This is a genomic window from Cupriavidus sp. GW822-FHT03E04 (assembly GCF_058801495.1).
Map to the genome: position 1 here is coordinate 104,154 of NZ_JBXANI010000001.1, position 23,411 is coordinate 127,564.

At 67.0% G+C, this 23,411-nt stretch carries 19 protein-coding genes; 14 read left to right on the forward strand and 5 right to left on the reverse strand.

Annotated elements, in window-relative coordinates:
* Positions 1 to 10: 10 nt before the first annotated feature.
* Together AC1RQC_RS00485 and AC1RQC_RS00490 are read right to left on the reverse strand one after the other, a co-directional pair.
* Positions 11 to 1,222 (reverse strand): cyclic di-GMP phosphodiesterase, encoded by a 1,212-nt coding sequence (locus tag AC1RQC_RS00485; RefSeq protein ID WP_492882258.1) that lies wholly within the window; start codon positions 1,220 to 1,222, stop codon positions 11 to 13.
* 79 nt (positions 1,223 to 1,301) lie between these two features.
* Positions 1,302 to 2,003 carry a helix-turn-helix domain-containing protein gene (locus AC1RQC_RS00490; protein ID WP_492374555.1) on the reverse strand — a complete coding sequence of 234 codons (702 nt, stop codon included), beginning with the start codon at positions 2,001 to 2,003 and terminating at the stop codon, positions 1,302 to 1,304.
* 183 nt (positions 2,004 to 2,186) lie between these two features.
* On the opposite strand from AC1RQC_RS00490, the gene AC1RQC_RS00495 reads away from it, so the two are divergent.
* The 10 genes from AC1RQC_RS00495 (at position 2,187) to AC1RQC_RS00540 (ending at position 13,653) form a co-directional block, all read left to right on the forward strand.
* Complete coding sequence (locus AC1RQC_RS00495) at positions 2,187 to 3,353, forward strand: NAD(P)/FAD-dependent oxidoreductase (RefSeq protein ID WP_492374579.1); 1,167 nt, start codon at positions 2,187 to 2,189, stop codon at positions 3,351 to 3,353.
* A gap of 53 nt (positions 3,354 to 3,406) precedes the next feature.
* Positions 3,407 to 4,861 (forward strand): M81 family metallopeptidase, encoded by a 1,455-nt coding sequence (locus AC1RQC_RS00500; RefSeq protein ID WP_492882259.1) that lies wholly within the window; start codon positions 3,407 to 3,409, stop codon positions 4,859 to 4,861.
* Between the two features lie 73 nt (positions 4,862 to 4,934).
* Complete coding sequence (locus AC1RQC_RS00505) at positions 4,935 to 6,518, forward strand: ABC transporter substrate-binding protein (RefSeq protein ID WP_492374553.1); 1,584 nt, start codon at positions 4,935 to 4,937, stop codon at positions 6,516 to 6,518.
* A gap of 54 nt (positions 6,519 to 6,572) precedes the next feature.
* On the forward strand, positions 6,573 to 7,508 hold the full coding sequence (locus tag AC1RQC_RS00510; protein ID WP_492374552.1) for an ABC transporter permease: 936 nt from the start codon (positions 6,573 to 6,575) through the stop codon (positions 7,506 to 7,508).
* Positions 7,509 to 7,549: 41 nt separating this feature from the next.
* A complete protein-coding gene (locus AC1RQC_RS00515) occupies positions 7,550 to 8,452 on the forward strand; it encodes an ABC transporter permease (protein ID WP_416048690.1) in 903 nt (300 codons plus the stop codon).
* Positions 8,453 to 8,466: 14 nt separating this feature from the next.
* Positions 8,467 to 9,507, forward strand: coding sequence for an ABC transporter ATP-binding protein (locus tag AC1RQC_RS00520; protein WP_492374550.1), 1,041 nt, complete (start codon positions 8,467 to 8,469; stop codon positions 9,505 to 9,507).
* Positions 9,504 to 10,496: an ABC transporter ATP-binding protein gene (locus tag AC1RQC_RS00525; protein WP_492882260.1), complete on the forward strand. Its 993-nt coding sequence runs from the start codon at positions 9,504 to 9,506 to the stop codon at positions 10,494 to 10,496. Before AC1RQC_RS00520 ends, AC1RQC_RS00525 begins: the two co-directional genes overlap by 4 nt.
* A gap of 48 nt (positions 10,497 to 10,544) precedes the next feature.
* Positions 10,545 to 12,008 (forward strand): N-acyl-D-amino-acid deacylase family protein, encoded by a 1,464-nt coding sequence (locus AC1RQC_RS00530; RefSeq protein ID WP_492829897.1) that lies wholly within the window; start codon positions 10,545 to 10,547, stop codon positions 12,006 to 12,008.
* A gap of 140 nt (positions 12,009 to 12,148) precedes the next feature.
* Positions 12,149 to 12,472, forward strand: coding sequence for a putative quinol monooxygenase (locus AC1RQC_RS00535; RefSeq protein ID WP_253931705.1), 324 nt, complete (start codon positions 12,149 to 12,151; stop codon positions 12,470 to 12,472).
* A gap of 170 nt (positions 12,473 to 12,642) precedes the next feature.
* The gene (locus AC1RQC_RS00540) at positions 12,643 to 13,653 is read left to right on the forward strand and encodes a cysteine synthase A (RefSeq protein WP_477133949.1); all 1,011 of its coding nucleotides are present in this window, start codon (positions 12,643 to 12,645) and stop codon (positions 13,651 to 13,653) included.
* 5 nt (positions 13,654 to 13,658) lie between these two features.
* Here the strand turns inward: AC1RQC_RS00540 and prpR are convergent, their stop codons facing one another.
* On the reverse strand, positions 13,659 to 15,674 hold the full coding sequence (gene prpR, locus AC1RQC_RS00545) for a propionate catabolism operon regulatory protein PrpR (RefSeq protein ID WP_492882261.1): 2,016 nt from the start codon (positions 15,672 to 15,674) through the stop codon (positions 13,659 to 13,661).
* Between the two features lie 287 nt (positions 15,675 to 15,961).
* On the opposite strand from prpR, the gene prpB reads away from it, so the two are divergent.
* From prpB to prpF, 4 genes are all read left to right on the forward strand, one after another.
* Positions 15,962 to 16,870: a methylisocitrate lyase gene (gene prpB, locus AC1RQC_RS00550; protein WP_006163986.1), complete on the forward strand. Its 909-nt coding sequence runs from the start codon at positions 15,962 to 15,964 to the stop codon at positions 16,868 to 16,870.
* A 65-nt stretch (positions 16,871 to 16,935) separates the two neighbouring features.
* Positions 16,936 to 18,093, forward strand: a complete 1,158-nt coding sequence (prpC, locus tag AC1RQC_RS00555) for a bifunctional 2-methylcitrate synthase/citrate synthase (RefSeq protein ID WP_492882262.1) — start codon at positions 16,936 to 16,938, stop codon at positions 18,091 to 18,093.
* A gap of 110 nt (positions 18,094 to 18,203) precedes the next feature.
* Positions 18,204 to 20,801: a Fe/S-dependent 2-methylisocitrate dehydratase AcnD gene (gene acnD / locus AC1RQC_RS00560; protein WP_459373858.1), complete on the forward strand. Its 2,598-nt coding sequence runs from the start codon at positions 18,204 to 18,206 to the stop codon at positions 20,799 to 20,801.
* Between the two features lie 80 nt (positions 20,802 to 20,881).
* Positions 20,882 to 22,072, forward strand: a complete 1,191-nt coding sequence (gene prpF, locus AC1RQC_RS00565) for a 2-methylaconitate cis-trans isomerase PrpF (protein WP_492826231.1) — start codon at positions 20,882 to 20,884, stop codon at positions 22,070 to 22,072.
* A 376-nt stretch (positions 22,073 to 22,448) separates the two neighbouring features.
* On the opposite strand, the gene AC1RQC_RS00570 is transcribed toward prpF, so the two are convergent.
* Both AC1RQC_RS00570 and AC1RQC_RS00575 read right to left on the reverse strand, forming a co-directional pair.
* Positions 22,449 to 22,928, reverse strand: a complete 480-nt coding sequence (locus AC1RQC_RS00570; protein WP_492826233.1) for a PaaI family thioesterase — start codon at positions 22,926 to 22,928, stop codon at positions 22,449 to 22,451.
* 37 nt (positions 22,929 to 22,965) lie between these two features.
* Positions 22,966 to 23,391: a PaaI family thioesterase gene (locus AC1RQC_RS00575; protein ID WP_492375534.1), complete on the reverse strand. Its 426-nt coding sequence runs from the start codon at positions 23,389 to 23,391 to the stop codon at positions 22,966 to 22,968.
* Positions 23,392 to 23,411 lie beyond the last annotated feature (20 nt).

The window sequence follows — 23,411 nt, forward strand, 5'->3', positions numbered from 1 at the left end:
GTGGCCGGATTTAAGCCGCGCAGAGCGCCAGCAACTGCTCGTCGCGAAAGCCCCATTGCGCCGGATCCTCGAACCCCACCACGGTGTCCTCCGTCTCGCGCAGATCGAGCGTCTCGGGGCCGAGGTGGGCGGCCTCGCTCACCGAGTAGAACACCTTGACCTGCGGGCGCAGCGGCTCGTTGTCGTTCTGCGCGAAGACCACCGCCAGCCGTCCGGAACGCAAGCGCAGCACCGTGCCCAACGGATAGATGCCAATGGACCGGGTGAAGGCCTGGAACACGGTACGATCGAACAGCGTATCCACCCGCACCGCCATATACTCCAGCGCCCGCGCTGGTGTCCACGCCTGGTGCCCGGGCCGGTTGGAGGTCAGGGAGTCATAGGCGTCGCACACCGCGGCGATCTTGGCGTGCACGCTGATCTCGTTGCCATGCAGGCCAAACGGGTAGCCGCGCCCGTCGATGCGCTCGTGGTGGTGCATGCAGACATCGAGCGGAATATTGCTGTAGAGCTTGGCCTCGTTGAGGACGCGGTAACCCACCGAAGGATGGCGCTGCACCATCGCGACCTCGGCGGCGGTCATCTCGCCCTGCTTGTGCAGCACGTGCGTGGGCACGGAAATCTTGCCGATATCGTGCACCAGGCCTGCCAGCCCGAGCTGTTGCACCGCGGCATTGTCCAGGCCAAGGGTGCGGCCGAGCGCGATCATCAGCGCGCAGACCGCGAAGGAATGCAGATAGGTGTAGTCGTCCCGCACCTTGAGCCGCGCCAGCGCGATCAGGGCCTGCGAATGGCGGGTCAGCGAATTCGATACGGAATCGACCAGCATCAGGGCGCCCTCCACCTCCAGCGCCCGGCCCATGCGGGCGTTCGTGAACATCGACCCGACCACCGCCTTGCCGTTCTTCATCACCTCCCGGGCCAGCCCGAACTCCACCTCCAGCGGCACCCCCGACTGCGGCACGGCGCCGGCCGGCTCGTCCGCGACGGGCTTCACGCTCAAGGATCCCGATGCCGCGAGTTGCACGGGCGGCGACACACCCTTGCCCTTGAGCAGATCGATCCAGACCTCCTCGACCTTGGAGGCGATCATCTGGTCGATCTGTTCCTGGTTGTTCACCAGGAACCGGGAGCGCCAGAAGGGATGCTCCAGCCATGCCCCCCCCACCCTGGCCACGAACATTCCGACTTGAAGCTGTTGGGTCTTGATCCGTTTCAGCATGCCAGCTCCTCGCGTACAGATTGAATAAGGCGTGGCCGCTTAACGGCAAGGAGACGGAATACTTTAGGGCTTCAACGCTTCAACCCTTACCCTGCGGCCGCCTGGCGGCAGGTTTCAGCGCGGCTTCCGTCTCCCCGGCCTGGGCGGACTTCATGAAGCTGCTTTCGCTGGTCATCACGCCGACGATCCGCGCGAGCTGGCGGCTGAGGCTGATGTAGGCGTGGCCCATGCGGGCATCGAAGTACAGCGAGTCGCCGCGCGCCAGATGCACCCGTTCGCCGCCGTCGAAATGCACCTCGATCTCGCCGGAGAGTACGTACACGAACTCCTCCCCGGGATGGCGCGCGAAATCCTCGGGCCCCGCGATACGGCGCGCGTGCACGGTGCTGACCACCGGAATCATCTGCTTTCCCACCGCCTCGGTGCCGAGGAATTCATAGGAAAACGACACGCCCCGATAGGTCACGCCCTCTCCGGCCCGCGTCACGACGGGCCCCTGGAATGGCGCAGTCTTCGCGCCGGCGCCCGCGAACATCGAGCCCATGTCCATCCGCAGCGCCTTGCCCAGCGCGGCAAAATTCTCGTAGCCCAATGCCAGCTGCCCACGCTCCGCGCGCGAAATGGTGGTGATCGACACGCCCGACAGCTCCGCCAGATGTGCCAGCGTCCAGCCAAAGGCCTTGCGCGCACTGCGCAGACGCTTGCCAAAGGTCTCGCGGTCGAGCGTGCGCGACTCTTCGCTATCGTCGCTGCCGCGCCCCGGGGCGATGTGTGTTTTCAAGCCTGCGTCCTTTTTTCCGTTGGAGCGGATGCTATCAGACGGCGCAGCCGGGTACATCCCATGCCGCTCACTTTAGTGCAAAATTTGCGTATCCGCAATTTGCATATTCGCAAATTCTTGAATACACTCACTCGCATTCCAAAGCACCAGCGCCCCACGAGCGCGCTCAGCCCCACCACCATCATGCGCACAACTCACGCTGCTTCGCCGATCTCAGCCGACTACCTCGTCATCGGGGGTGGCATTGCCGGCGCGTCCGTCGCGCACTGGCTCGCGCCGCATGGCCGCGTCATCGTGCTCGAGCGCGAAGCCCAGCCTGGCTACCACTCGACCGGCCGTTCGGCGGCACTTTTCATGGAGAGCTATGGCACCCAGCAGGTACGCGCGCTGACCATGGCAAGCCGCGCTTTCCTGCAGGACCCGCCGCCGGGCTTTGCCTCGCATCCGCTGCTCACCCCGCGCGGCGCGCTCATGATCGCCGGCCCGGGACAATTGCCGCTGCTCGAAGCGCACTGGGAGGTGCTGCGCGCCATGGACCCCGATGCGCGCCGCCTGAGCGCCGAGCAAGCACGCGAGCGCGTGCCGGCGCTGCGGCCAGAACAGGTGCTGGGCGCCGTGTATGAGCCCAACGCCGCGGACATGGATGTGCATGCCATCCACCAAGGCTATCTGCGCGGCATGCGCCAGGCCGGCGGCAAGCTGGTGTGCGATGCCGAAGCCAGCGCCATTGCGCGCGTGCGGGACCACTGGCGCGTGGAAGCGGGCGGGGCTGTATACGAAGCGCCCGTGCTGCTCAACGCCGCCGGCGCCTGGGTCGACGCCATTGCGCGACTGGCCGGCGTGCAGCCGCTGGGAATCGAGCCCCGCCGCCGCTCCGCGTTCATCTTCGCGCCGCCCGCGGACATGGATACGGACCACTGGCCCATGGTCTTCGGCGCCGGCGAGGACTGGTACTTCAAGCCCGATGCCGGCATGTTGCTGGGCTCGCCGGCCAATGCCGATCCGGTCGAGCCGCAAGACATCCAGCCCGAGGAAATGGATATCGCGCTCGCCATCCACCGCATCGAGGAAGCCACATCGCTGTCGATCCGCCGCCCCACCCGCACCTGGGCCGGGCTGCGCTCCTTCGTCGCCGACGGCGACCTGGTCGGCGGCTTTGACGACGCGGCCCCCGGCTTCTTCTGGGTCGCTGGCCAGGGCGGCTATGGCATCCAGACTTCGGCCGCCATGGGCGACACCTGCGCCGCGCTTGCGCGCGGCTTGCCCGTGCCCGCGCATCCCGCATCGTTCGGCCTGACCGCCGAGATGCTAGGGCCCGCGCGGCTGCGCCGCCTCGCTGGCCCGACCTGAATCGCGTCCCCCCCCAAATCGCCAATCGCCAAATTGACCAGGAGTTCACCACCGTGCGTGTATTCAGTGCCTCCCTCGCCACCGAAACCAACACCTTCGGGCCGATGCCGACAGGCCTCGCGTCCTTCAGGGACCGCGGCTACTTCCCGGCTGGCCAGCATCCCGAGCAGATGACGTTCTTCTCCGGCCCGCTGTGGGCCGCCCGGCTGCGCGGCAAGGAGCGCGGCTGGCAGTTGTCCGAAGGCATGGTAGCCGGCGCGCAGCCCAGCGGCACGACCACGCGCCATGCCTACGAAACCCTGCGCGAGGAACTGCTGGCCGACCTGCGCGCGGCGCTGCCCGTGGACATGGTGCTGCTAGGCCTGCACGGCGCGATGGTGGCCGATGGCTACGACGACTGCGAAGGCGACTTGCTACAGCGCGTGCGCGCCATCGTCGGGCCGCAGGTGGTGATCGGCGCGGAACTCGATCCGCACAGCCACCTGACGCCGGAGATGGTGGAGCACGCCGACGTGCTCGTCGCCTTCAAGGAATACCCGCACACCGACGTGCTGGAGCGCGCCCTGGAACTGGTCGACCTGTGCGCGGCCAAGGTGCAAGGCAAGGTCCGCCCCGTGGCTGCCGTGGTCGACTGCGAGATGATCGTTACCGTTCATACCTCGCGCGAGCCGGCGCGCGGCTTCGTGGACCGCATCCAGTCGCTGGAAGGCCGCGACGGCGTGCTGTCGGTCTCCATCGCCCACGGCTTCTCGTGGGGAGACGTGCCCGGCATGGGCACCAAGGTGCTGGTCTACACCGATGGCAACCAGGCCCAGGCCGATGCGCTGGCCCGCCGGCTGGCCGACGAGCTGATCGGCATGCGCGAGGCGCTCAAGGTGCGCTATCCGGACATCGACACCTCGCTCGACGAGGCCCTGGCCTTCGACGGCGGCCCGGTGGTGCTGGCAGACGGCGCCGACAATCCCGGGGGCGGCGCGGCGAGCGACTCCACCTTTATCCTGCGCCGCATGATCGAGCGCGGCATCGCCAACGCCGCCGTCGGCCCGCTGTGGGACCCGATCGCGGTGCGCATCGCCTTTGACGCGGGTGTGGGCGCGCGCCTGGCGATGCGCATCGGCGGCAAGATCAGCCCGCTCTCGGGGGATCCGCTGGACCTGGACTGCACGATCAAGGCCTTGCTGCCCAACATGGTGATGACCGGCCTGTCGAACACGCCGGTGCAGATGGGCGATTGCGCGCTGGTGGAAGCCAACGGCATCGACATCGTGCTGATCACCCTGCGCAACCAGGCGATGGGCACGGATCTGTTCACGCAACTGGGCTGCGACCTCGCGCGCAAGAAGATCATCGTGGTGAAGTCCTCGCAGCATTTTTACGCCTCGTTCTCGAAGGTGGCCAGGCACGTGATCTACGCGGGCGCCCCCGGCGCCGTGACGCTCGACCTCACGACCCTGCCCTACCGCAAGGTGCGCCGGCCCAAGTGGCCGCTCGACGCGGCGGCGGCCTGAGCGCCGCGCGCCGGTTAGCAACGGCTACAACCATAACAACGACAACAACGACAACAAGAACGGAGACACGCCCATGAAACCGAATCCCACCCTGCGCACCGCTCTCGCGGCGAGCGCGCTCGCCCTGGCCAGCGTCAGCCTTCCCGTGCTGGCGCAGACCAAGACGCTCAAGGTCGTGGCCCATGCCGACCTGAAGATCCTCGACCCGACCTTCACCACCGCCTACATCACGCGCAACTTCGGCTACATGGTTTACGACACGTTGTTCGCGCAGGACGCGAGCGGCAAGCCGCAACCGCAGATGGTGGAGAAGTACAGCAGCTCCAAGGACGGCAAGCAGTGGAGCTTCACCCTGCGCCCCGGCCTCAAGTTCTCGGATGGCAGCGCGGTCACCGCGGCCGACGCCGTCGCATCGCTGCAGCGCTGGGGCGCGCGCGACAGCCTGGGCCGCGCCATGGGTGACGCTGGCGCCGAATGGAAGGCGCTCGACGCGCGCAGTTTCACGCTCACGCTCAAGGAGCCCTTTGGCATGGTGCTCGATGCGCTGGCCAAGCCATCGGGCTTTCCGCCGGTGATCCTGCCGGAGCGCCTGGCCAGGATGCCCGCCACCGCGCCGCTGCCCGAGGTGATGGGCTCCGGCCCCTTCGTCTTCAAGCGCGACGAATGGGTACCGGGCAACAAGGCGGTCTTCGTGCGCAACCCGAACTACGTCGCGCGCAGCGAACCGGCAAGCGGTCTCGCCGGCAGCAAGAAGAGCCAGTTTGACCGCGTGGAATGGCTCTACCTGCCGGATGCCAACAGCGCCATCGCGGCGCTCAAGCGCGGCGAGGTCGACCTGGTGGAGCAGGTGCCGCCGGACTACATCGCCCCGCTGCGTGCCGACACCAGCGTCAAGATCGGCTCGGGCGGCGCCTACCAGGGTGTGCTGGTGATGAACCAGCTCCATCCGCCCTTCAATAACCCGAAGGTCCGCCAGGCCTTCCTGCAGGCGGTGAGCCAGGAGCGCTTCACAGCGGCCATGGGCTATCCCCTGGATATGCGCATGAACTACTGCGCCACCTATTTCATCTGCGGCGGCCCCAACGATACGACGGCCGGCGCCGAGCCGTACCGCAAGGCCGACCTGGCGCGCGCCAAGCAGTTGCTCGGCGCGGCCGGCTACAAGGGCGAGAAGGTGGTGGTGCTGGTGCCGACCGACGTGCCCCAGCTCAACGCCGAGGCCCTGATGGCAGCGCAGACCATGCGCAGCATGGGCATGAACGTGGACATGCAGAACATGGACTGGGCATCCATCGGGGCGCGCCGCGCCAAGCGCGATGCGCCCGAGGCCGGTGGCTGGAGCATGTACGTGACGGTGGCGGGCGAGTTCGATTCGAATTCGCCGATCACCAACGCCTACCTCAGTGCCGCCTGCGGCAACAGCCTACCGGGCTGGCCCTGCGACAAGCCGCTCGATGCGCTACGCACCGCCTGGATCCGCGAGACCGTGCCGGCCAAGCGCAAGGAATTGCTCGATGCCTTCCAGAAGCGCGCCTATGAGGCCGTGCCCTATGTGAACGCCGGCCAGTACTCTGCGGCCTTCGCGGCGCGCGCCAGCCTCAAGGGCGTCGACAAGCTGTGGGCCGGCATGCCCACGGTCTGGATGCTCGACAAGTAGAAACGACGAACGACGAACGAAAAACGAAGAACGACCCACCGAGGAGACACAACGATGGGCTACCTGCTCCGACGCCTGGCCGCGACGCTACCCGTGATGGCAGTGGTCGCCACCGTGGTATTCCTGCTGATCCACTTGTCGCCGGGCGACCCGGCTGCACTGATCGCGGGCGACCTTGCCACGGTCGACGACATCGCCAGACTGCGTGGCGCGCTGGGCCTGGACCTGCCGCTGTGGCGGCAGTTCGTGCTGTGGCTCGGCCGGCTCGCCACCGGCGATCTCGGCACCTCGATCTTCACCCAGGTGCCGGTGGCCCGGTTGCTGGCGCAGCGGCTGGAACCCACGGCCTCCATCGCCGCGCTGACCATGCTGCTGACCTTGCTGGTCGCGGTGCCGCTGGGCACGCTTGCGGCCTACCGCGCCGGCAGCTGGATCGACCGGCTGGTGATGCTGTTCGCGGTGCTGGCGTTCTCGCTGCCGGTGTTCCTGGTGGGCTACCTGCTGGTCTACGCCTTCGCCATCCAACTGCCGTGGTTTCCGGTGCAGGGTTATGCGCGCTTGGCCGACGGCATCGGCGAATGGCTGCGCAGCCTGGTCCTGCCCTGCGTCAACCTGGCGCTGGTCTATATCGCGCTGGTAACGCGCATGACGCGCGCCACCGTGCTTGAGGTGCTGCACGAGGACTACATCCGCACAGCGCGTGCCAAAGGCCTGGGCGTGCTGCCGGTGCTGGGCCATGCGCTGCGCAACGCGGCAATCCCGATCGCCACCACCATCGGCATGGGCATCGCGCTGCTGATCGGCGGCGTGGTCGTCACCGAGACCGTGTTCGCGATTCCCGGCGTCGGCCGCCTGGTGGTCGACTCGGTGCAGCGCCACGATTACCCGGTGATCCAGAGCGTGCTGTTGATCTCGGCCGGCGTCTACGTGCTGATCAACCTGATGATCGACCTGAGCTACCGCCTGTTCGATCCGCGCATCAAGTACTGACATCCGGTACCAATCCCATCCTTGCCGCGAGACCTGCCACAATGTCCACCTCCCTGCCCGTGACCGATGGCGCCGCCCCCAGCGCGGCGGTGCCTCAGGACACCCCGTTTGTGCTGCCGCGCTGGCACTGGGCGCGCAAGCACCCCACGCTGATCGTCGGCGCGCTATTGCTGGCCGCGATTGCCGCGCTCTCCATCGGCGCGCCCTGGATCGCCACCTTCGATCCCCAGGATATCGATCCGCTGGCGCGCATGCAGCCGCCCTCGGCCGAGCACTGGTTCGGCACCGACGCGCTGGGCCGCGATGTGTTCAGCCGCGCGGTCTGGGGCGGGCGCGTCTCAATGGTCGTCGGCCTTTCGGTCGGCCTGCTTGCGACCGTATTCGGCGTGCTGCTCGGCCTCGCCGCGGGCTTCGTGCGCTGGGCCGATTCCTTCGTGATGCGCGTGATGGACGGCTTGATGGCCATCCCCGGCATCTTGCTGGCGATCGCGCTGATGGCCGTCACGCAGGCCAGCCTCACGGCCGTGATCGTCGCCATCACCATCCCCGAGGTCCCGCGCGTGGTGCGGCTGGTGCGCTCGCTGGCGCTCACGCTGCGCGAGCAGCTCTACGTCGAGGCGGCGCATGCGGTGGGCACCCGCCTGCCGGTGATCCTGGCGCGCCATGTGGTGCCCAATATGGTGGCGCCGCTGATCGTGCAGGCCACCTTCGTGGCCGCCGCCGCCGTGCTGACGGAAGCGGCCCTGTCCTTTCTCGGCGTCGGCGTGCCCGGGCAGACACCGAGCTGGGGCAACATGATGGCCGAGGGCCGCAACTTCGTGGCGGTGGCGTTCCATATCATCCTTTACCCCGGCATCCTGCTGGCCGCGACGGTGCTGGCGATCAACCTGCTGGGCGACGGCTTGCGAGACGCGCTCGATCCGCGCCTGGCGCGGCAACTCTGAAAGGGCGCTCACCAATGACGACAATGTCCCGCGTTGCCCTGGCCACCGGCGAGCCGCTGCTCGAGGTGGACGACCTGCACACCCATTTCGACACGCTCACCGGCCCGGCCCGCTCGGTCAACGGCGTCTCGTACACCGTGCGCGCCGGCCAGACGCTTGGCGTGGTCGGCGAGTCCGGCTGCGGCAAGAGCGTGACCGCGCTGTCGGTCATGCGGCTGCTGCCCACGCCGCCGGCACGTATCCGCGGCGCCGTGCGGCTGCGCGGCACCGACCTGCTGCAACTCAGCGAGCGCGAGATGCGCCGCATCCGCGGCAACCGCGTCTCGATGATCTTCCAGGAGCCGATGACCTCGCTGAACCCGGTGCTCACGATCGGCCGGCAGATTGCCGAGACGGTGCAGCTGCACCAAGGTGCAAGCCGTGCCGATGCGCTGAAGCGCGCGGTGGAAATGCTGCGGCTGGTGCAGATCCCCGAGCCCGAGCGCCGCGTCAACGAATACCCGCACCAGCTCTCCGGCGGCATGCGCCAGCGCGTGATGATCGCGCTGGCGCTGGCCTGCAACCCCGAAGTGCTGATCGCCGACGAGCCCACCACCGCGCTCGACGTGACCATCCAGGCCCAGATCCTGGACCTGATCCGCCGCCTGCAGAAAGAGCTGGGCATGGGAGTGGTGATGATCACGCACGACCTCGGCGTGGTGGCGGAATGCTGCGACCGCGTGATCGTGATGTACGCCGGGCGCAAGGTCGAGGAAGCCAGCGTCATCGACCTGTTTGACCGCCCGCTGCACCCCTACACCCGCGCGCTGATGGCCTCGATGCCTTCGATGAATACCAGCAGCCAGCGCCTGGCCGAAATCCCCGGGCTGGTGCCATCGCCGCAGGAAGCACGCCGCGGCTGCGCGTTCGCGGCGCGCTGCCCGCATGCCGACACGCGCTGCGCGCGAGAGATCCCGCAGCTCACGCGCCACGGCACAGAGCATGCGGTGGCCTGCTTCGCGATCGAGGAAGGCCGCATCGAATACAACCAGCCAGCCCAGGAAGCCATTGCATGAGCACCCCCACTGCCTCGCCTTTACCCCTGCTCAAGGTCGACCGGCTCAAGAAGCACTACCTCGCGCCGCAGCGCTGGCTGGCACCGCGCAAGCCGCCCATCCAGGCGGTGGACGGCGTGTCCTTCACCGTCGAGCGCGGCGAGACGCTCTCGCTGGTCGGCGAATCCGGCTGCGGCAAGACCACCACCGCCAAGTCGGTGCTGCGCCTGGTCGAGCCCACCTCCGGCTCGGTGCAGCTCGATGGCGAGGAGCTGCTGGGCCTGTCGGCAAACGCCATGCGCCTGCGCCGGCGGGATCTGCAGATCATCTTCCAGGACCCCTACGCTTCGCTAAGCCCGCGCCTGACGGCTGGCGAGCTCGTCAGCGAGCCGCTGCGCAATTTCGGCATGCATTCGCGTGCCGAGCGCAGCGAACGCGTGCAGTGGCTGTTCAGCAAGGTCGGGCTGCGCCCGGAGGCGGCCAAGAAATTCCCGCACGAATTCTCGGGCGGCCAGCGGCAGCGGCTGGGCATCGCGCGCGCGCTCGCGCTTAACCCCAAGCTGATCGTTTGCGACGAGCCGGTGTCGGCGCTCGACGTCTCGGTGCAGGCGCAGGTGGTCAACCTGCTGATGGACCTGCAGGCCGAACTCGGCATCGCCTACCTGTTCGTCGCGCACGATCTTGCCGTGGTGCGCCATATCAGCCACCGGGTCGCTGTGATGTACCTCGGCCAGATCGTGGAGCTAGCCGACCGCGACACCTTGTTCAGCGCGCCGCGCCACCCGTACACGGAGATCCTGCTGTCCGCGGTGCCAGTGCCCAATCCGCGCACGCCGGCCCGGCGCCTGCTGCTGCAAGGCGACCCGCCGAGCCCGGCCAACCCGCCGTCGGGCTGCCGCTTTCACACGCGCTGCCCGCTGGCGCAAGCCGTATGCAAGGAACAGTCACCCGCCCTCACCGAACGGCCCTCCGCCGGCGGTGGGCATCAGGTAGCCTGCCACTTCCGCTGACCCGCTGCCCCGCTGACCGACTCGCTGCAAACCAAAAAAAGGAACCCGATGTCCAACCCTGATTCCACGCACTACGACCTGCTGATCTCTGGCGGCACCGTGATCGACGGCAGCAAGGCCCCCCGCTTTGCCGCCGATATCGGCGTGCGCGGCGGCCGCATCGCGGCGATCGGCAACCTGACCGGGCACACGGCCGACCGCACGCTGGACGCGGCGGGCCAGATCGTCTCCCCCGGCTTCATCGATGCGCACACGCATGACGACCAGGCCGTGCTGTCGCAGGCCACCATGCCCTTCAAGGTCTCGCAGGGCGTCACCACCGTGATCGCCGGCAACTGCGGCATCAGCGCCGCCCCGTTGCGCGCGGACATGGACCTGCCCATGCCGCTGAGCCTGATCGACTCGCCGGCCGAGGGGCGCTTCACCACCTTCGCGGCTTACCTCGATGCGCTGCGCGCCACGCCAAGCTCCGTCAACGTGGCGGCGATGGTCGGGCATTCGACCTTGCGCGCAGTCACCATGCCGGCGCTGGACCGGCCAGCGAACGCCGAAGAGATCGCCGCCATGCAGGCGCTGGTCGAGGAGGCTATGCAGGCCGGCGCGATCGGCCTGTCGACCGGCACCTTCTACCCGCCCGCCGCCAAGGCAACGACCGAGGAAATCATCGAGGTCTGCCGGCCACTCAGCGCGCGCAAGGCGCTGTACGTGACGCATATGCGCGACGAGTCCGACCATGTCATGCAGTCACTGGAAGAGACCTTCCGCATTGGCCGCGAGCTCGACGTGCCGGTGGTGGTGTCGCACCACAAGGTGCAGAACACGGCGAACTTCGGCAGGAGCCAGGTCACGCTGCCATTCATCCGTGAAACCATGAAGCACCAGTGCGTCTCGCTCGACTGCTACCCGTACACGGCCGGCTCCACCATGATCCGCACCGACCGCGGCATGCTCGAAGGCCGCGTGCTGATCTCCGCCAGCCAGCCGCACCCCGAATGCGCGGGCCGCGATCTCGACGACATCGCCAGGGAATGGGGCGTGGCCAAGGACGAGGCGGCGCGCCGCCTGCAGCCCGGCAGCGCGGTCTACTTCCTGATGGACGAAAACGACGTCCAGCGCATCCTCGCCTTCAACGACACCATGATCGGCTCCGACGGCATTCCCGTTGGCGCAAGCCCGCATCCGCGCCTGTGGGGCACCTTCCCACGCGTACTCGGCCACTATTGCCGCGAGATCGGGCTGTTCCCGCTCGAAACGGCGGTCTGGAAGATGACCGGGCTGACGGCGCGCAACTTCGGCCTGCATCAACGCGGCACGCTGGAGGTGGGCCACCATGCCGATATCGTCGTCTTCAATGCCGAGAACGTGCGCGATGCCGCCAGCTACGAAACCCCCACCCGCCCGGCCGAAGGCATCGACACCGTGATCGTCAACGGCGCCATTACCTGGCAGCACGGCGCGCACAGCGGCGCGCGCAACGGGCAGGTCATCACACGGCAGGCACGGCAGGACTAGCGGGGCGATGGATTGCCAGCCGGCCCCTGCAGGGACCGCTGGCCACACCGCTATCGCCCAGGCGGGGACTTGTCAACCCGTCTAAATTATCCGGCCAATGCCCTCGGACATTCCGCCCAGGGCCCCGCCACACGGCTACAATGGCGCGCCACACGCTTGCCGTTCACACCATGTCCACAACGTACACGCTTGTCGGAATTGCGCGCGCCAAGGCTCACCGCCGTGAGGTCCTGGTTGCCAAGCTGGCCGCACTGCGCCTGCGCGGCGCCATGGAACCCGGCTGCCTGCGCTACCACGTGGGAGAAGACGCCGAGGATGCCGAGGTGTTTGTGCTCTATATGGAGTGGAATTCCAGGCATGCGCTGGAATCGCACCTCAACAGCGAATATGTGCGTGACTTTCACGCCACCCGACAGGAATTTCTTGAGGGCGACATCAATTTCCGGTGGCTGAACGCTGCCTGACGGCCACCCTGGTGCCGCCATCCCAAAGTAGCGCAAAGCCCGCTTTTCCAGCTGAAGCCGAACCCGTCCGCGATGCGGGTTTCCCGGCACGCCTTGTCATTCCCCCAACGCCGATCTATCACTTTGAGTGACGCTCCAACACATCCGGAGCGCAACACCCGGAGTGCATCATGGACGTCAAGGATGGGTTCGTCGGCACCATCGGCCATACACCGCTGATCCGGCTGGCAGGCTTGAGCGAGGAGACCGGCTGCGAAATCCTCGGCAAGGCTGAGTTCCTGAATCCGGGCGGCTCGGTCAAGGACCGGGCGGCGCTCTACATCATCCGCGACGCCGAGCGGCGCGGCGCGCTCAAGCCCGGCGGAACCGTGGTGGAAGGCACCGCCGGCAATACCGGCATCGGCCTGGCGCATCTCTGCGCCGCGCGCGGCTACCGCTGCATCGTGGTGATCCCCGACACCCAATCCCCGGAAAAAATGGACCGCCTGCGGCTGCTCGGCGCCGAGGTGCACCCGGTGCCCGCAGCGCCCTACGCCGACCCCAACAACTACCAGAGGGTGGCCGGACGCCTGGCCCAGGAGACGGAAAACGCCATCTGGGCGAACCAGTTCGACAACCTGGCCAACCGCCAGGCGCACTACGAAACCACTGGTCCGGAAATCTGGCACGACACCGCCGGCAAGGTTGATGCCTTTGTCTGTGCCACCGGCACTGGCGGCACGCTGGCCGGCGTCGCGCGTTTCCTGAAGGAGAAGGAGCGCAACCCGCCCGTGCGCATCGTGCTGGCCGATCCGCACGGCAGCGGGCTGTATGACTTCGTCAAGCACCGCGAGGTCAAGGCCAAGGGCAACTCCATCACCGAGGGGATCGGCTCCAGCCGCGTCACGGCCAACCTGGCGGACACCCCGATCGACGATGCGGTCCGGATCGACGACCAGGCTTGCGTCGACATGGTTTACCGGCTGCTGCGCGAGGAAGGCTTATGGGTGGGTGGTTCGTCCGGCATCAACGTGGCGGCGGCGGCCTGGCTGGCCCGCGAGATGGGGCCGGGCCACACCATCGTTACCCTGCTGTGCGACCGCGGCGACCTGTATGCCGGGCGCCTGTTCAATGCGGACTGGCTGGCGGCCAAGGGGCTGACGCCGCAGCCCGTCGTGTCACGGCACGCGGCGCAGCCGTGACACGGCTACGGCGCCTCTTTCAGGCGCCGCCACAGGGTCGTGGCGCTGATGCCCAACTGATGACAGGCGGCGGCGCGGTTGCCCCCGCATTGCGCCAGCACGCGCCGGATATGCTCGGCCTGACTGACGCGTGCCACGCCCGCGAGCGAGCCGGCCTCAGTCGAATCGTCACCTCCCGTACCTCCCGCGCTGCGCAAGCCGCTAGCCAGCGGCGCAGGATCGCCCTGCGGCTCCGTGCCAAATAACTCCGGCGCCGCCGCCTGCAATTCCGCGAGCAAATCCCGGGGTGCCAGCTTGCGCCCCGCCACCAGCACGGCAATGCGTTCGGTCACGTTTTCCAGTTCGCGGATATTGCCCGGCCAGGCATAGCCCGCCAGCCTCGCCCGCACCGCTTGCGGCAGCGGCTGTGGCGCCGGCTGCCCCAGGCGTTCCTGGGCACGGCGGTACAGCAGTTCCGCCAGCTCGGGCAAGTCGCCGGCGCGCTCGCGCAGCGGCGGCATCTCGATGCGCAGGATATTGAGGCGGTAATAGAGATCCTGGCGGAAGCTGCCCTGCCGGACCAGTTCGCCCAGGTTGCGGTGCGTGGCGGCGATCACCCGCACGTTAACCGGCACGGCATCCAGGCCGCCGATCGGCAGTACCTGCTTTTCCTGCAGCACGCGCAGCAAACGGGTCTGCAGCGCGGGCGGCATATCGCCCACCTCGTCCAGGAACAGCGTGCCATTGTGGGCGGACTCGAACAAGCCCGCCTTGCCGCCGCGGCGTGCGCCGGTAAAGGCGCCCTCTTCGTAGCCGAACAGCTCGCTTTCCAGCAGGGTCTCGGGGAACGCCGCGCAATTGACCGCCACGAACGGAAATACGCGGCGCGGGCTGGCGTCGTGCATGCCCTGGGCCAGCACCTCCTTGCCGGTGCCGCTTTCACCGCCCACCAGCACGGTGGAATCCACCGCCGCATAGCGCCGCGCCAGTTCGCGCAGGTGATGCATGGCCGGGGATGCGCCAGCGAGGTCGTCCAGGCTGTAGCGCACGCCAGCCGGGCGCGCGCGGCTGCGCGAGCGCAGGCTGCGGTCGACCCGATGGATGGCATTGGCATCCTGCAGCGTCAGCACCGCGCCGGTGGCTCCGCTCTCGGTGACGATGGGGATGCGGTTGACCACCACCATCTTGTCGCCAAGCTTGTGGATGGCTTCGAGCTCCTTGCTGCCGCTTTGCATCACGCCGTCGAGCGAAAGCGCGGGGGCCAGCGCTTGCAGCTTGCGGCCCAGCGCAGCGGCCGGCGCCGTGCCGAGAAAACGCTCCATGGCCGGGTTGTAGGTCTGGATGCGCCCGTCCGCGTCGACCGCGGCCACGCCTTCGTTCAGGTGAGCCAGGATGGTGTTGACGTAGTCGCGCCGGCCGGACTCGATGCGGCGCAAGCGAGCCGCATCGATCACATCCTCCAGCGCACCCCGCACCGAATTGCCTGAGTACAGGAACACGCCGATCAGGCCGATCTTGTCCGCCAGGTCGGTCACCATGCCCGGCCCTACCACCACCTTCACGCCCTCTTGCTTGAGGGCCTTCACGCGGGCGGCGGCATCGTCCTCGGTCAGGTACGTGTAGGCCGGGATGGACAGCGAAAAAGACCGCACGAATTCGTCCACCTCCGGATAGGTGGCGGCGTGTGTCACCAACGCCACCTTCGGCGAGATGCGCCGCGCCGTCGCCAGCGCGCTCATGACATCGAAGCCGGTCACCTTGACCAGCACCACGGGCACATCGACGTGCTGGCGCAGGTAGGCGCCATTGGAGCCGCCCGCCACCACGGCATCGAGCCTGCCCTCGCGCGCTTCCCGGGCGATGGCGCTGGCGGCGGCCGCATAGCCTTTGCCCACGATGCGGAACTCGGCCTGCGCGGCGTAGGCCGGGATCAGGTCGGCAAAGGCCCGGGACAGGCGGCTGATGCCGATCGCCCAGATCCGCGGGCGAGCCGGCGTGGCAGAGCCGGAGGGGGGAATGGGCGGGAGGATGCCGGATTGCATGGAGACGGAAAACGCTGCAGATACGCCGGATGGCGCTAATCTTGAGATTGTGCGCCCCCACGGATTGCATTTCAATATTGAAATGCAGTTCTTTCATTTTTGAAATTCATCACACATCAGCGACGCAACATGGGGGCCGGCCACGAAGCCTCGGGAATCGCCGCCAGCCCAGGCCTGGCAAGGGCACCGCCCTACGCCCGCGCTCCTGCGCAAAGCCCGACGCGCAGCCAAAAACAGGCTGGCACACCCCTTGCGCTTATCAGCGGTCCACTCCTAAAGCGATGATCATGACCTTCTCCACTTCCGACCTCGCCCGCTCCGCCGGCGCCCGCTTCCGCCAGGCCCTGGCCGATGAGCATCCCCTGCAGGTCGTCGGCACGATCAATGCCAACCATGCCCTGCTGGCCAAGCGCGCGGGCTACCGCGCCATCTACCTGTCTGGCGGCGGCGTGGCCGCGGGCTCACTCGGCCTGCCGGACCTGGGCATCTCCAACCTGGACGACGTGCTGACCGATATCCGCCGCATCACCGACGTGTGCGACGTGCCGCTGCTGGTCGACGTGGACACCGGCTTTGGCGCCTCCGCCTTCAACGTGGCGCGCACCACCAAGTCGCTGATCAAGTTCGGCGCGGGCGCAATGCATATCGAAGACCAGGTCGGCGCCAAGCGCTGCGGCCACCGCCCGGGCAAGGAAATCGTCTCGCAGGGAGAAATGGTCGACCGCATCAAGGCGGCCGTCGATGCCCGTACCGATGAGAACTTCGTCATCATGGCCCGCACCGACGCGCTGGCCGTGGAAGGCCTGGACAAGGCCATCGAGCGGGCCGTGGCCTGCGTGGAAGCCGGCGCCGACGCCATCTTCCCGGAAGCCATGACCGACCTGGCCATGTACCGCAAGTTCGTTGACGCCGTGAAGGTGCCGGTGCTGGCGAACATCACCGAATTTGGCGCTACGCCGCTGTTCACCACCGAGGAACTGGGCAGTGCCGGCGTGTCGATGGTCCTCTACCCGCTGTCGGCCTTCCGCGCCATGAACAAGGCCGCCGAAAACGTGTACGCTGCAATCCGCCGCGACGGCACGCAGCAGAACGTGGTCGATACCATGCAGACGCGCGCCGAGCTGTACGAAAGCATCGGCTATCACGCCTATGAGCAAAAACTGGACGCCCTGTTTGCCCAGGGCAAGGCCAAGTAAGCACATCAGCAGCACCCGAACAGCACACGAGCACACGAGCACAGCAACCCCAAGGAGACTCCCCCATGTCCGAAGCGCAACCGCTAGCCGCCCCGAAGCCGAAGAAATCCGTCGCCCTGTCGGGCGTGACCGCCGGCAATACCGCGCTGTGCACGGTCGGCCGTACCGGCAACGACCTGCACTACCGTGGCTACGACATCCTCGACATCGCCGAGACCTGCGAATTCGAGGAAATCGCCCACCTGCTGGTGCACGGCAAGCTCCCCACCCGCGCCGAACTGGCTGCCTACAAGGCCAAGCTCAAGGCCCTGCGCGGCCTGCCCGCCAACGTCAAGGCCGCCCTCGAATGGGTGCCCGCCAGCGCCCACCCGATGGACGTGATGCGCACCGGCGTGTCCGTGCTCGGCACCGTGCTGCCGGAAAAGGACGACCACAACACCCCCGGCGCGCGCGACATCGCCGACCGCCTGATGGCCAGCCTGGGCTCCATGCTGCTGTACTGGTACCACTACAGCCATAACGGCCGGCGCATCGAAGTCGAGACCGACGACGACACCATCGGCGCGCACTTCCTGCACCTGCTGCACGGCCAGAAGCCGTCCACACTGTGGGAGCGCGCCATGCAGACCTCGCTCAACCTGTACGCCGAGCACGAGTTTAACGCTTCCACCTTCGCCGGCCGCGTGATCGCCGGCACGGGCTCGGACATGTACTCGTCGATCTGCGGCGCCATCGGCGCGCTGCGCGGCCCCAAGCACGGCGGCGCCAACGAAGTGGCGTTCGAGATCCAGAAGCGCTACGACAGCCCGGACGAGGCGCATATCGACATCTCGCGCCGCGTGGAGAACAAGGAAGTGGTGATCGGCTTCGGCCACCCGGTGTACACCACCGGCGATCCGCGCAACCAGGTGATCAAGGAAGTGGCGCGGCGCCTGTCCAAGGATGCCGGCTCGATGAAGATGTTCGACATCGCCGAGCGCCTGGAAACCACCATGTGGGACGCCAAGAAGATGTTCCCCAACCTGGACTGGTTCAGCGCGGTGAGCTATCACATGATGGGCGTGCCCACCGCCATGTTCACCCCGCTGTTCGTGATCGCGCGCACCTCGGGCTGGGCTGCGCATATCATCGAGCAACGCATCGACAACAAGATCATCCGCCCCAGCGCCAACTACACCGGGCCGGAAAACCTCAAGTTCGTGCCGATCAAGGATCGCAAGTAATCTAGCCGGCTGCCGGTTTGCTCCCCTGTACCGCCCGTGGGAGAAGGGGATAGTTGGCCGCAAAGCAGGGCCACTACCCCCTGATCATTACTCTCTTTCGTCCCTAAAAAATGAACACTGCAAACCGCAAACCGCTGCCCGGCACCCAGCTGGATTTCTTCGACACGCGTGCCGCGGTCGACGCCATCCAGCCGGGCGCTTATGACAAGCTGCCGTACACGTCGCGCGTGCTGGCCGAGAACCTCGTGCGCCGCTGCGACCCGGCTACGCTGACCGATTCCCTCAAGCAGATCATCGAACGCAAGCAGGAACTGGATTTCCCCTGGTTCCCGGCGCGCGTGGTCTGCCATGACATCCTGGGCCAGACCGCGCTGGTCGATCTCGCCGGGCTGCGCGATGCCATTGCTGCCCAGGGCGGCGACCCGGTCATGGTCAACCCGGTCGTGCCGACGCAACTGGTGGTGGACCACTCGCTGGCCGTCGAGTGCGGCGGTTTCGATCCCGATGCGTTCGCGAAGAACCGCGCCATCGAAGACCGCCGCAACGAAGACCGCTTCGACTTCATCAACTGGACCAAGAAGGCCTTCAAGAACGTCGACGTGATTCCGCCGGGCAACGGCATCCTGCACCAGATCAACCTCGAGCGCATGAGCCCGGTGGTGCAGGTGAAAGACGGCGTGGCCTTCCCCGATACGCTGGTCGGCACCGACTCCCACACCCCCATGGTGGACGCGCTGGGCGTGATCGCCATCGGCGTGGGCGGCCTGGAAGCCGAAAGCGTGATGCTGGGCCGCGCTTCCTGGATGCGCCTGCCGGACATCATCGGCGTGGAGCTGACCGGCAAGCCGCAGCCGGGCATCACCGCGACGGACACCGTGCTGGCCCTGACCGAATTCCTGCGCAAGGAAAAGGTCGTGTCGTCCTACCTTGAATTCTTCGGCGAAGGCACCACCCACCTGACGCTGGGCGACCGCGCCACCATCTCCAACATGGCGCCGGAGTTTGGCTCCACTGCCGCGATGTTCTACATCGACGAGCAGACCATCAAGTACCTCAAGCTCACCGGCCGCGACGATGCGCTGGTCAAGCTGGTGGAAACGTATGCCAAGGAAACCGGCCTCTGGGCGGACAGCCTGAAAAATGCCGAGTACCCGCGCGTGCTCAGGTTCGACCTGTCCACCGTGGTGCGCAACATCGCCGGCCCGTCCAATCCACACAAGCGCGTGCCCACCTCCGAGCTGGCCGCGCGCGGCATCAGCGGCAAGGTCGAGAACGAGCCCGGCCTGATGCCGGACGGCGCGGTGATCATCGCCGCCGTCACCAGCTGCACCAACACCAACAACCCGCGCAACATGGTGGCCGCCGGGCTGCTGGCGCGCAACGCCAACAAGCTCGGCCTCACCCGCAAGCCGTGGGTGAAGAGCTCGCTGGCGCCGGGTTCCAAGGCGGTGACGCTCTACCTGGAAGAAGCCAACCTGCTGCCGGAACTGGAGCAGCTGGGCTTTGGCGTGGTGGCTTATGCCTGCACCTCCTGCAACGGCATGTCCGGCGCACTGGACCCGGTGATCCAGAAGGAAGTCGTGGACCGCGACCTGTACGCCACCGCCGTGCTGTCCGGCAACCGCAACTTCGACGGCCGCATCCATCCGTATGCCAAGCAGGCCTTCCTGGCCTCGCCGCCGCTGGTGGTGGCCTACGCCATCGCCGGCACCATCCGCTTCGATATCGAGAAGGATGTGCTGGGCACCGACGCAGATGGCAAGCCGGTGACGCTGAAAGACATCTGGCCGTCCGACGAAGAGATCGACGCGGTGGTTGCCGCCAGCGTGAAGCCTGCGCAGTTCCGCAAGGTCTACGAGCCAATGTTCGCCGTGACCGCCGACACCGGCGAAAAGGCCAACCCGCTGTACGACTGGCGCGAGATGAGCACCTACATCCGCCGCCCGCCCTACTGGGAAGGCGCATTGGCTGGCGAACGCGCGCTCACCGGCATGCGGCCCCTGGCCGTGCTGGGCGACAACATCACCACCGACCACCTGTCGCCGTCCAACGCCATCATGCTCGATAGCGCAGCCGGCGAGTACCTGGCCAAGATGGGCCTGCCGGAGGAAGACTTCAACTCCTACGCGACCCACCGCGGCGACCACCTGACGGCGCAGCGCGCCACCTTTGCCAACCCCACCCTGAAGAACGAAATGGTGGTGGTGGACGGCAAGGTCAAGCCGGGCTCGCTTGCCCGCATCGAGCCGGAGGGCAAGGTCACCCGCATGTGGGAAGCCATCGAGACCTATATGGCCCGCAAGCAGCCCCTGATCGTTGTGGCCGGCGCCGACTACGGCCAGGGCTCCTCGCGCGACTGGGCCGCCAAGGGCGTGCGCCTGGCCGGCGTGGAGGCGATCGTGGCCGAAGGCTTCGAGCGCATCCACCGCACCAACCTGGTCGGCATGGGCGTGCTGCCGCTGGAATTCAAGCCTGGTGTCAACCGCACCACGCTGGGCATCGACGGCACCGAGACCTACGACGTGATCGGCGAACGCACGCCGCGCTGCGAGCTCACCCTGGTGATGCATCGCAAGAACGGCGAGCGCGTGGAAGTGCCGGTGACCTGCCGCCTCGATACCGCGGAAGAAGTGTCGATCTACGAAGCCGGCGGCGTGCTGCAGCGCTTCGCGCAGGACTTCCTCGAATCGTCGAAGGCCGCTGCGTAAGCGCGCGCAGGCGCATCGACCCGCAACGTGTTCGGGCGGTATGGCGACGTACCGCCCGCTTTCATCAGGACGAATTTTCCATGGCCCACGTACCCCAGATCAAGATCCCCGCCACCTACATCCGTGGCGGGACCAGCAAAGGTGTGTTCTTCCGCCTGCAGGATCTGCCCGAAGTCGCGCAGGTGCCAGGCGCCGCCCGCGACGCGCTGCTGATGCGCGTCATCGGCAGCCCCGATCCCTATGGCAAGCAGATCGACGGCATGGGTGCCGCTACCTCCAGCACCAGCAAGACCGTCATCCTCTCAAAAAGCAGCAAGCCCGATCACGACGTCGACTACCTGTTCGGCCAGGTCTCCATCGACCAGCCGTTTGTCGACTGGAGCGGCAACTGCGGCAACCTCTCCGCCGCCGTCGGCCCCTTCGCCATCAGTGCCGGCCTGGTCGACCCCAGCCGCATCCCGCACAACGGCGTGGCCATCGTGCGCATCTGGCAGGCCAATATCGGCAAGACCATCATCGGGCACGTACCCATCACCAATGGCGCCGTGCAGGAAACCGGTGACTTCGAGCTGGACGGCGTGACCTTCCCCGCCGCCGAAGTCCAGCTTGAGTTCATGGATCCGGCGGCCGAGGAAGATGGCGCCGGCGGTTCCATGTTCCCCACCGGTAACCTGGTCGACGACCTGGAGGTGCCAGGCGTCGGCACGCTCAAGGCCACCATGATCAATGCCGGCATCCCGACCATCTTCCTGAATGCGCAAGCCATCGGCTACAAAGGCACCGAGCTGCAGGACGCCATCAACGGCGACCCCAAGGCGCTGGCGATGTTCGAGACCATTCGCGCCCACGGCGCGGTGCGCATGGGCCTGATCAAACATATCGATGAGGCCGCCACCCGGCAGCACACGCCGAAGGTGGCCTTTGTCGCCGAGCCGGCCGACTACATAGCCTCCAGCGGCAAACAGGTTGCCGCAGGCGACGTCGACCTGCTCGTACGCGCCTTGTCCATGGGCAAGCTGCATCACGCCATGATGGGCACGGCCGCGGTCGCCATCGGCACCGCGGCGGCCATCACCGGCACGCTGGTGAACCTGGCTGCCGGCGGCGGCGAGCGCAACGCAGTGCGCTTTGGCCATCCCTCGGGCACCTTGCGGGTGGGCGCCGAAGCCAGCCAGGTCGACGGCGAATGGACCGTGACCAAGGCCATCATGAGCCGCAGCGCCCGCGTGCTGATGGAAGGATGGGTGCGCGTGCCCGGCGACGCGTTCTGAGGCACGCTGACGTGGCGGCATGGGTTTCACGCTGGAGTGCGCTTGAGCGGGTGAGCCATGTCCTTAGCTGCGTAGCTCCGTAGTGCCAGCCACGGCGCCCGCCACCGGGACTATCCCGAAGCTGCCACTATCTGCATCGATCGCCTGAGTGGATCAGCGTCTCCCGCCCCGTCCGCCCCGCTCGAATGGCAGTCCGGTCGCGTAGCGACCGGACTGCCATTTTCCATTCAAGCCGTACCTCTCGCCCTGCAGGCTTGCCTGGCCAGCCGAAGCCGCGTGTGGCCCAAATTGCGGTATCCCGTGAGGTGGCACCGGTTGGGTCGTAGGGTGCAAATACCTGGCCGTTAATTGCGCTAATGATGTCGATTCAGAGATCTCAATCGTGCTGCTCAGGTGGCTTGGCGGTCTGTGGCTCGACAGGCACGAAGATGACCTCGCCCGAGGCCACCAGCCGAAGCTCGCCACCGGCCTGTTCCGCGAACACTTCCGCCCTGGCAAACACCTGCCGCTTGCCTGCCTTGGTCACGCTGGCCCGCGCCACGAACGCCTGCCCCACGGCCGGCGCCATGCAGTTCACCGAATAGTGGGAAGCCATCACCGGCCCCCCTACCGTGGTGGCCGCGAATCCACAGGCGGTATCGACCAGGGCGCCGATCACGCCCGCATGGAGGAATCCCGCATATTGCGTGGCTTGGTCGTGCCAGGCCATGCGCAGCTCCGCCGCCCCGCCCTGCGCGCTGATCACCTCGAAGCCCAGCCATCGGTTGAAGGCGGCGCTCTGGTTGACACGCTTGACCGTGTCCAGCGAATAGGCGCCGTTGGTGGCCGCGCTGGTGCTGCTCGTATCTGCTGTCATTGCATTGCCCTGCCTGATTGAGATCCAAGGAAAAAACTCACTGCATGGCCCGAAACGTAGCGTTGGCCCTGGCGCAAGCCACGCCGTCGGCGGTGACGAAAGCCTGGGCAAAGCACAGCGTGCCGCCAACCTTGGTGAATGACGTTTCGAACATCAGCCACTGCCCGATCCTGGCAACGTTGAGGAAGTCGATCGACAGGTTCACGGTGACCAGGCTGCGCGGCTCGGCGAACTGCATGCCGCACGACAGCCCCATGGCGTTGTCCGCCAAGGCCGTGATCAGCCCGCCATGGGCAAAGCCGCGTGCGTTGGTGTGGGCCTGGGCGAGCTTCACCGCCAGCACGATGGCCTGGTCAGTGCGCATCGAGTACAGCGGCTCCCAGGGGTCGGTCAGCGGACTATGGCGAAAATGCGGCGCGAAGCCGGCGGGAAGGTCGGCATGTTCGGCCGTGGCGTTGGTCATCGTGATGTCTCCTGGTTGAA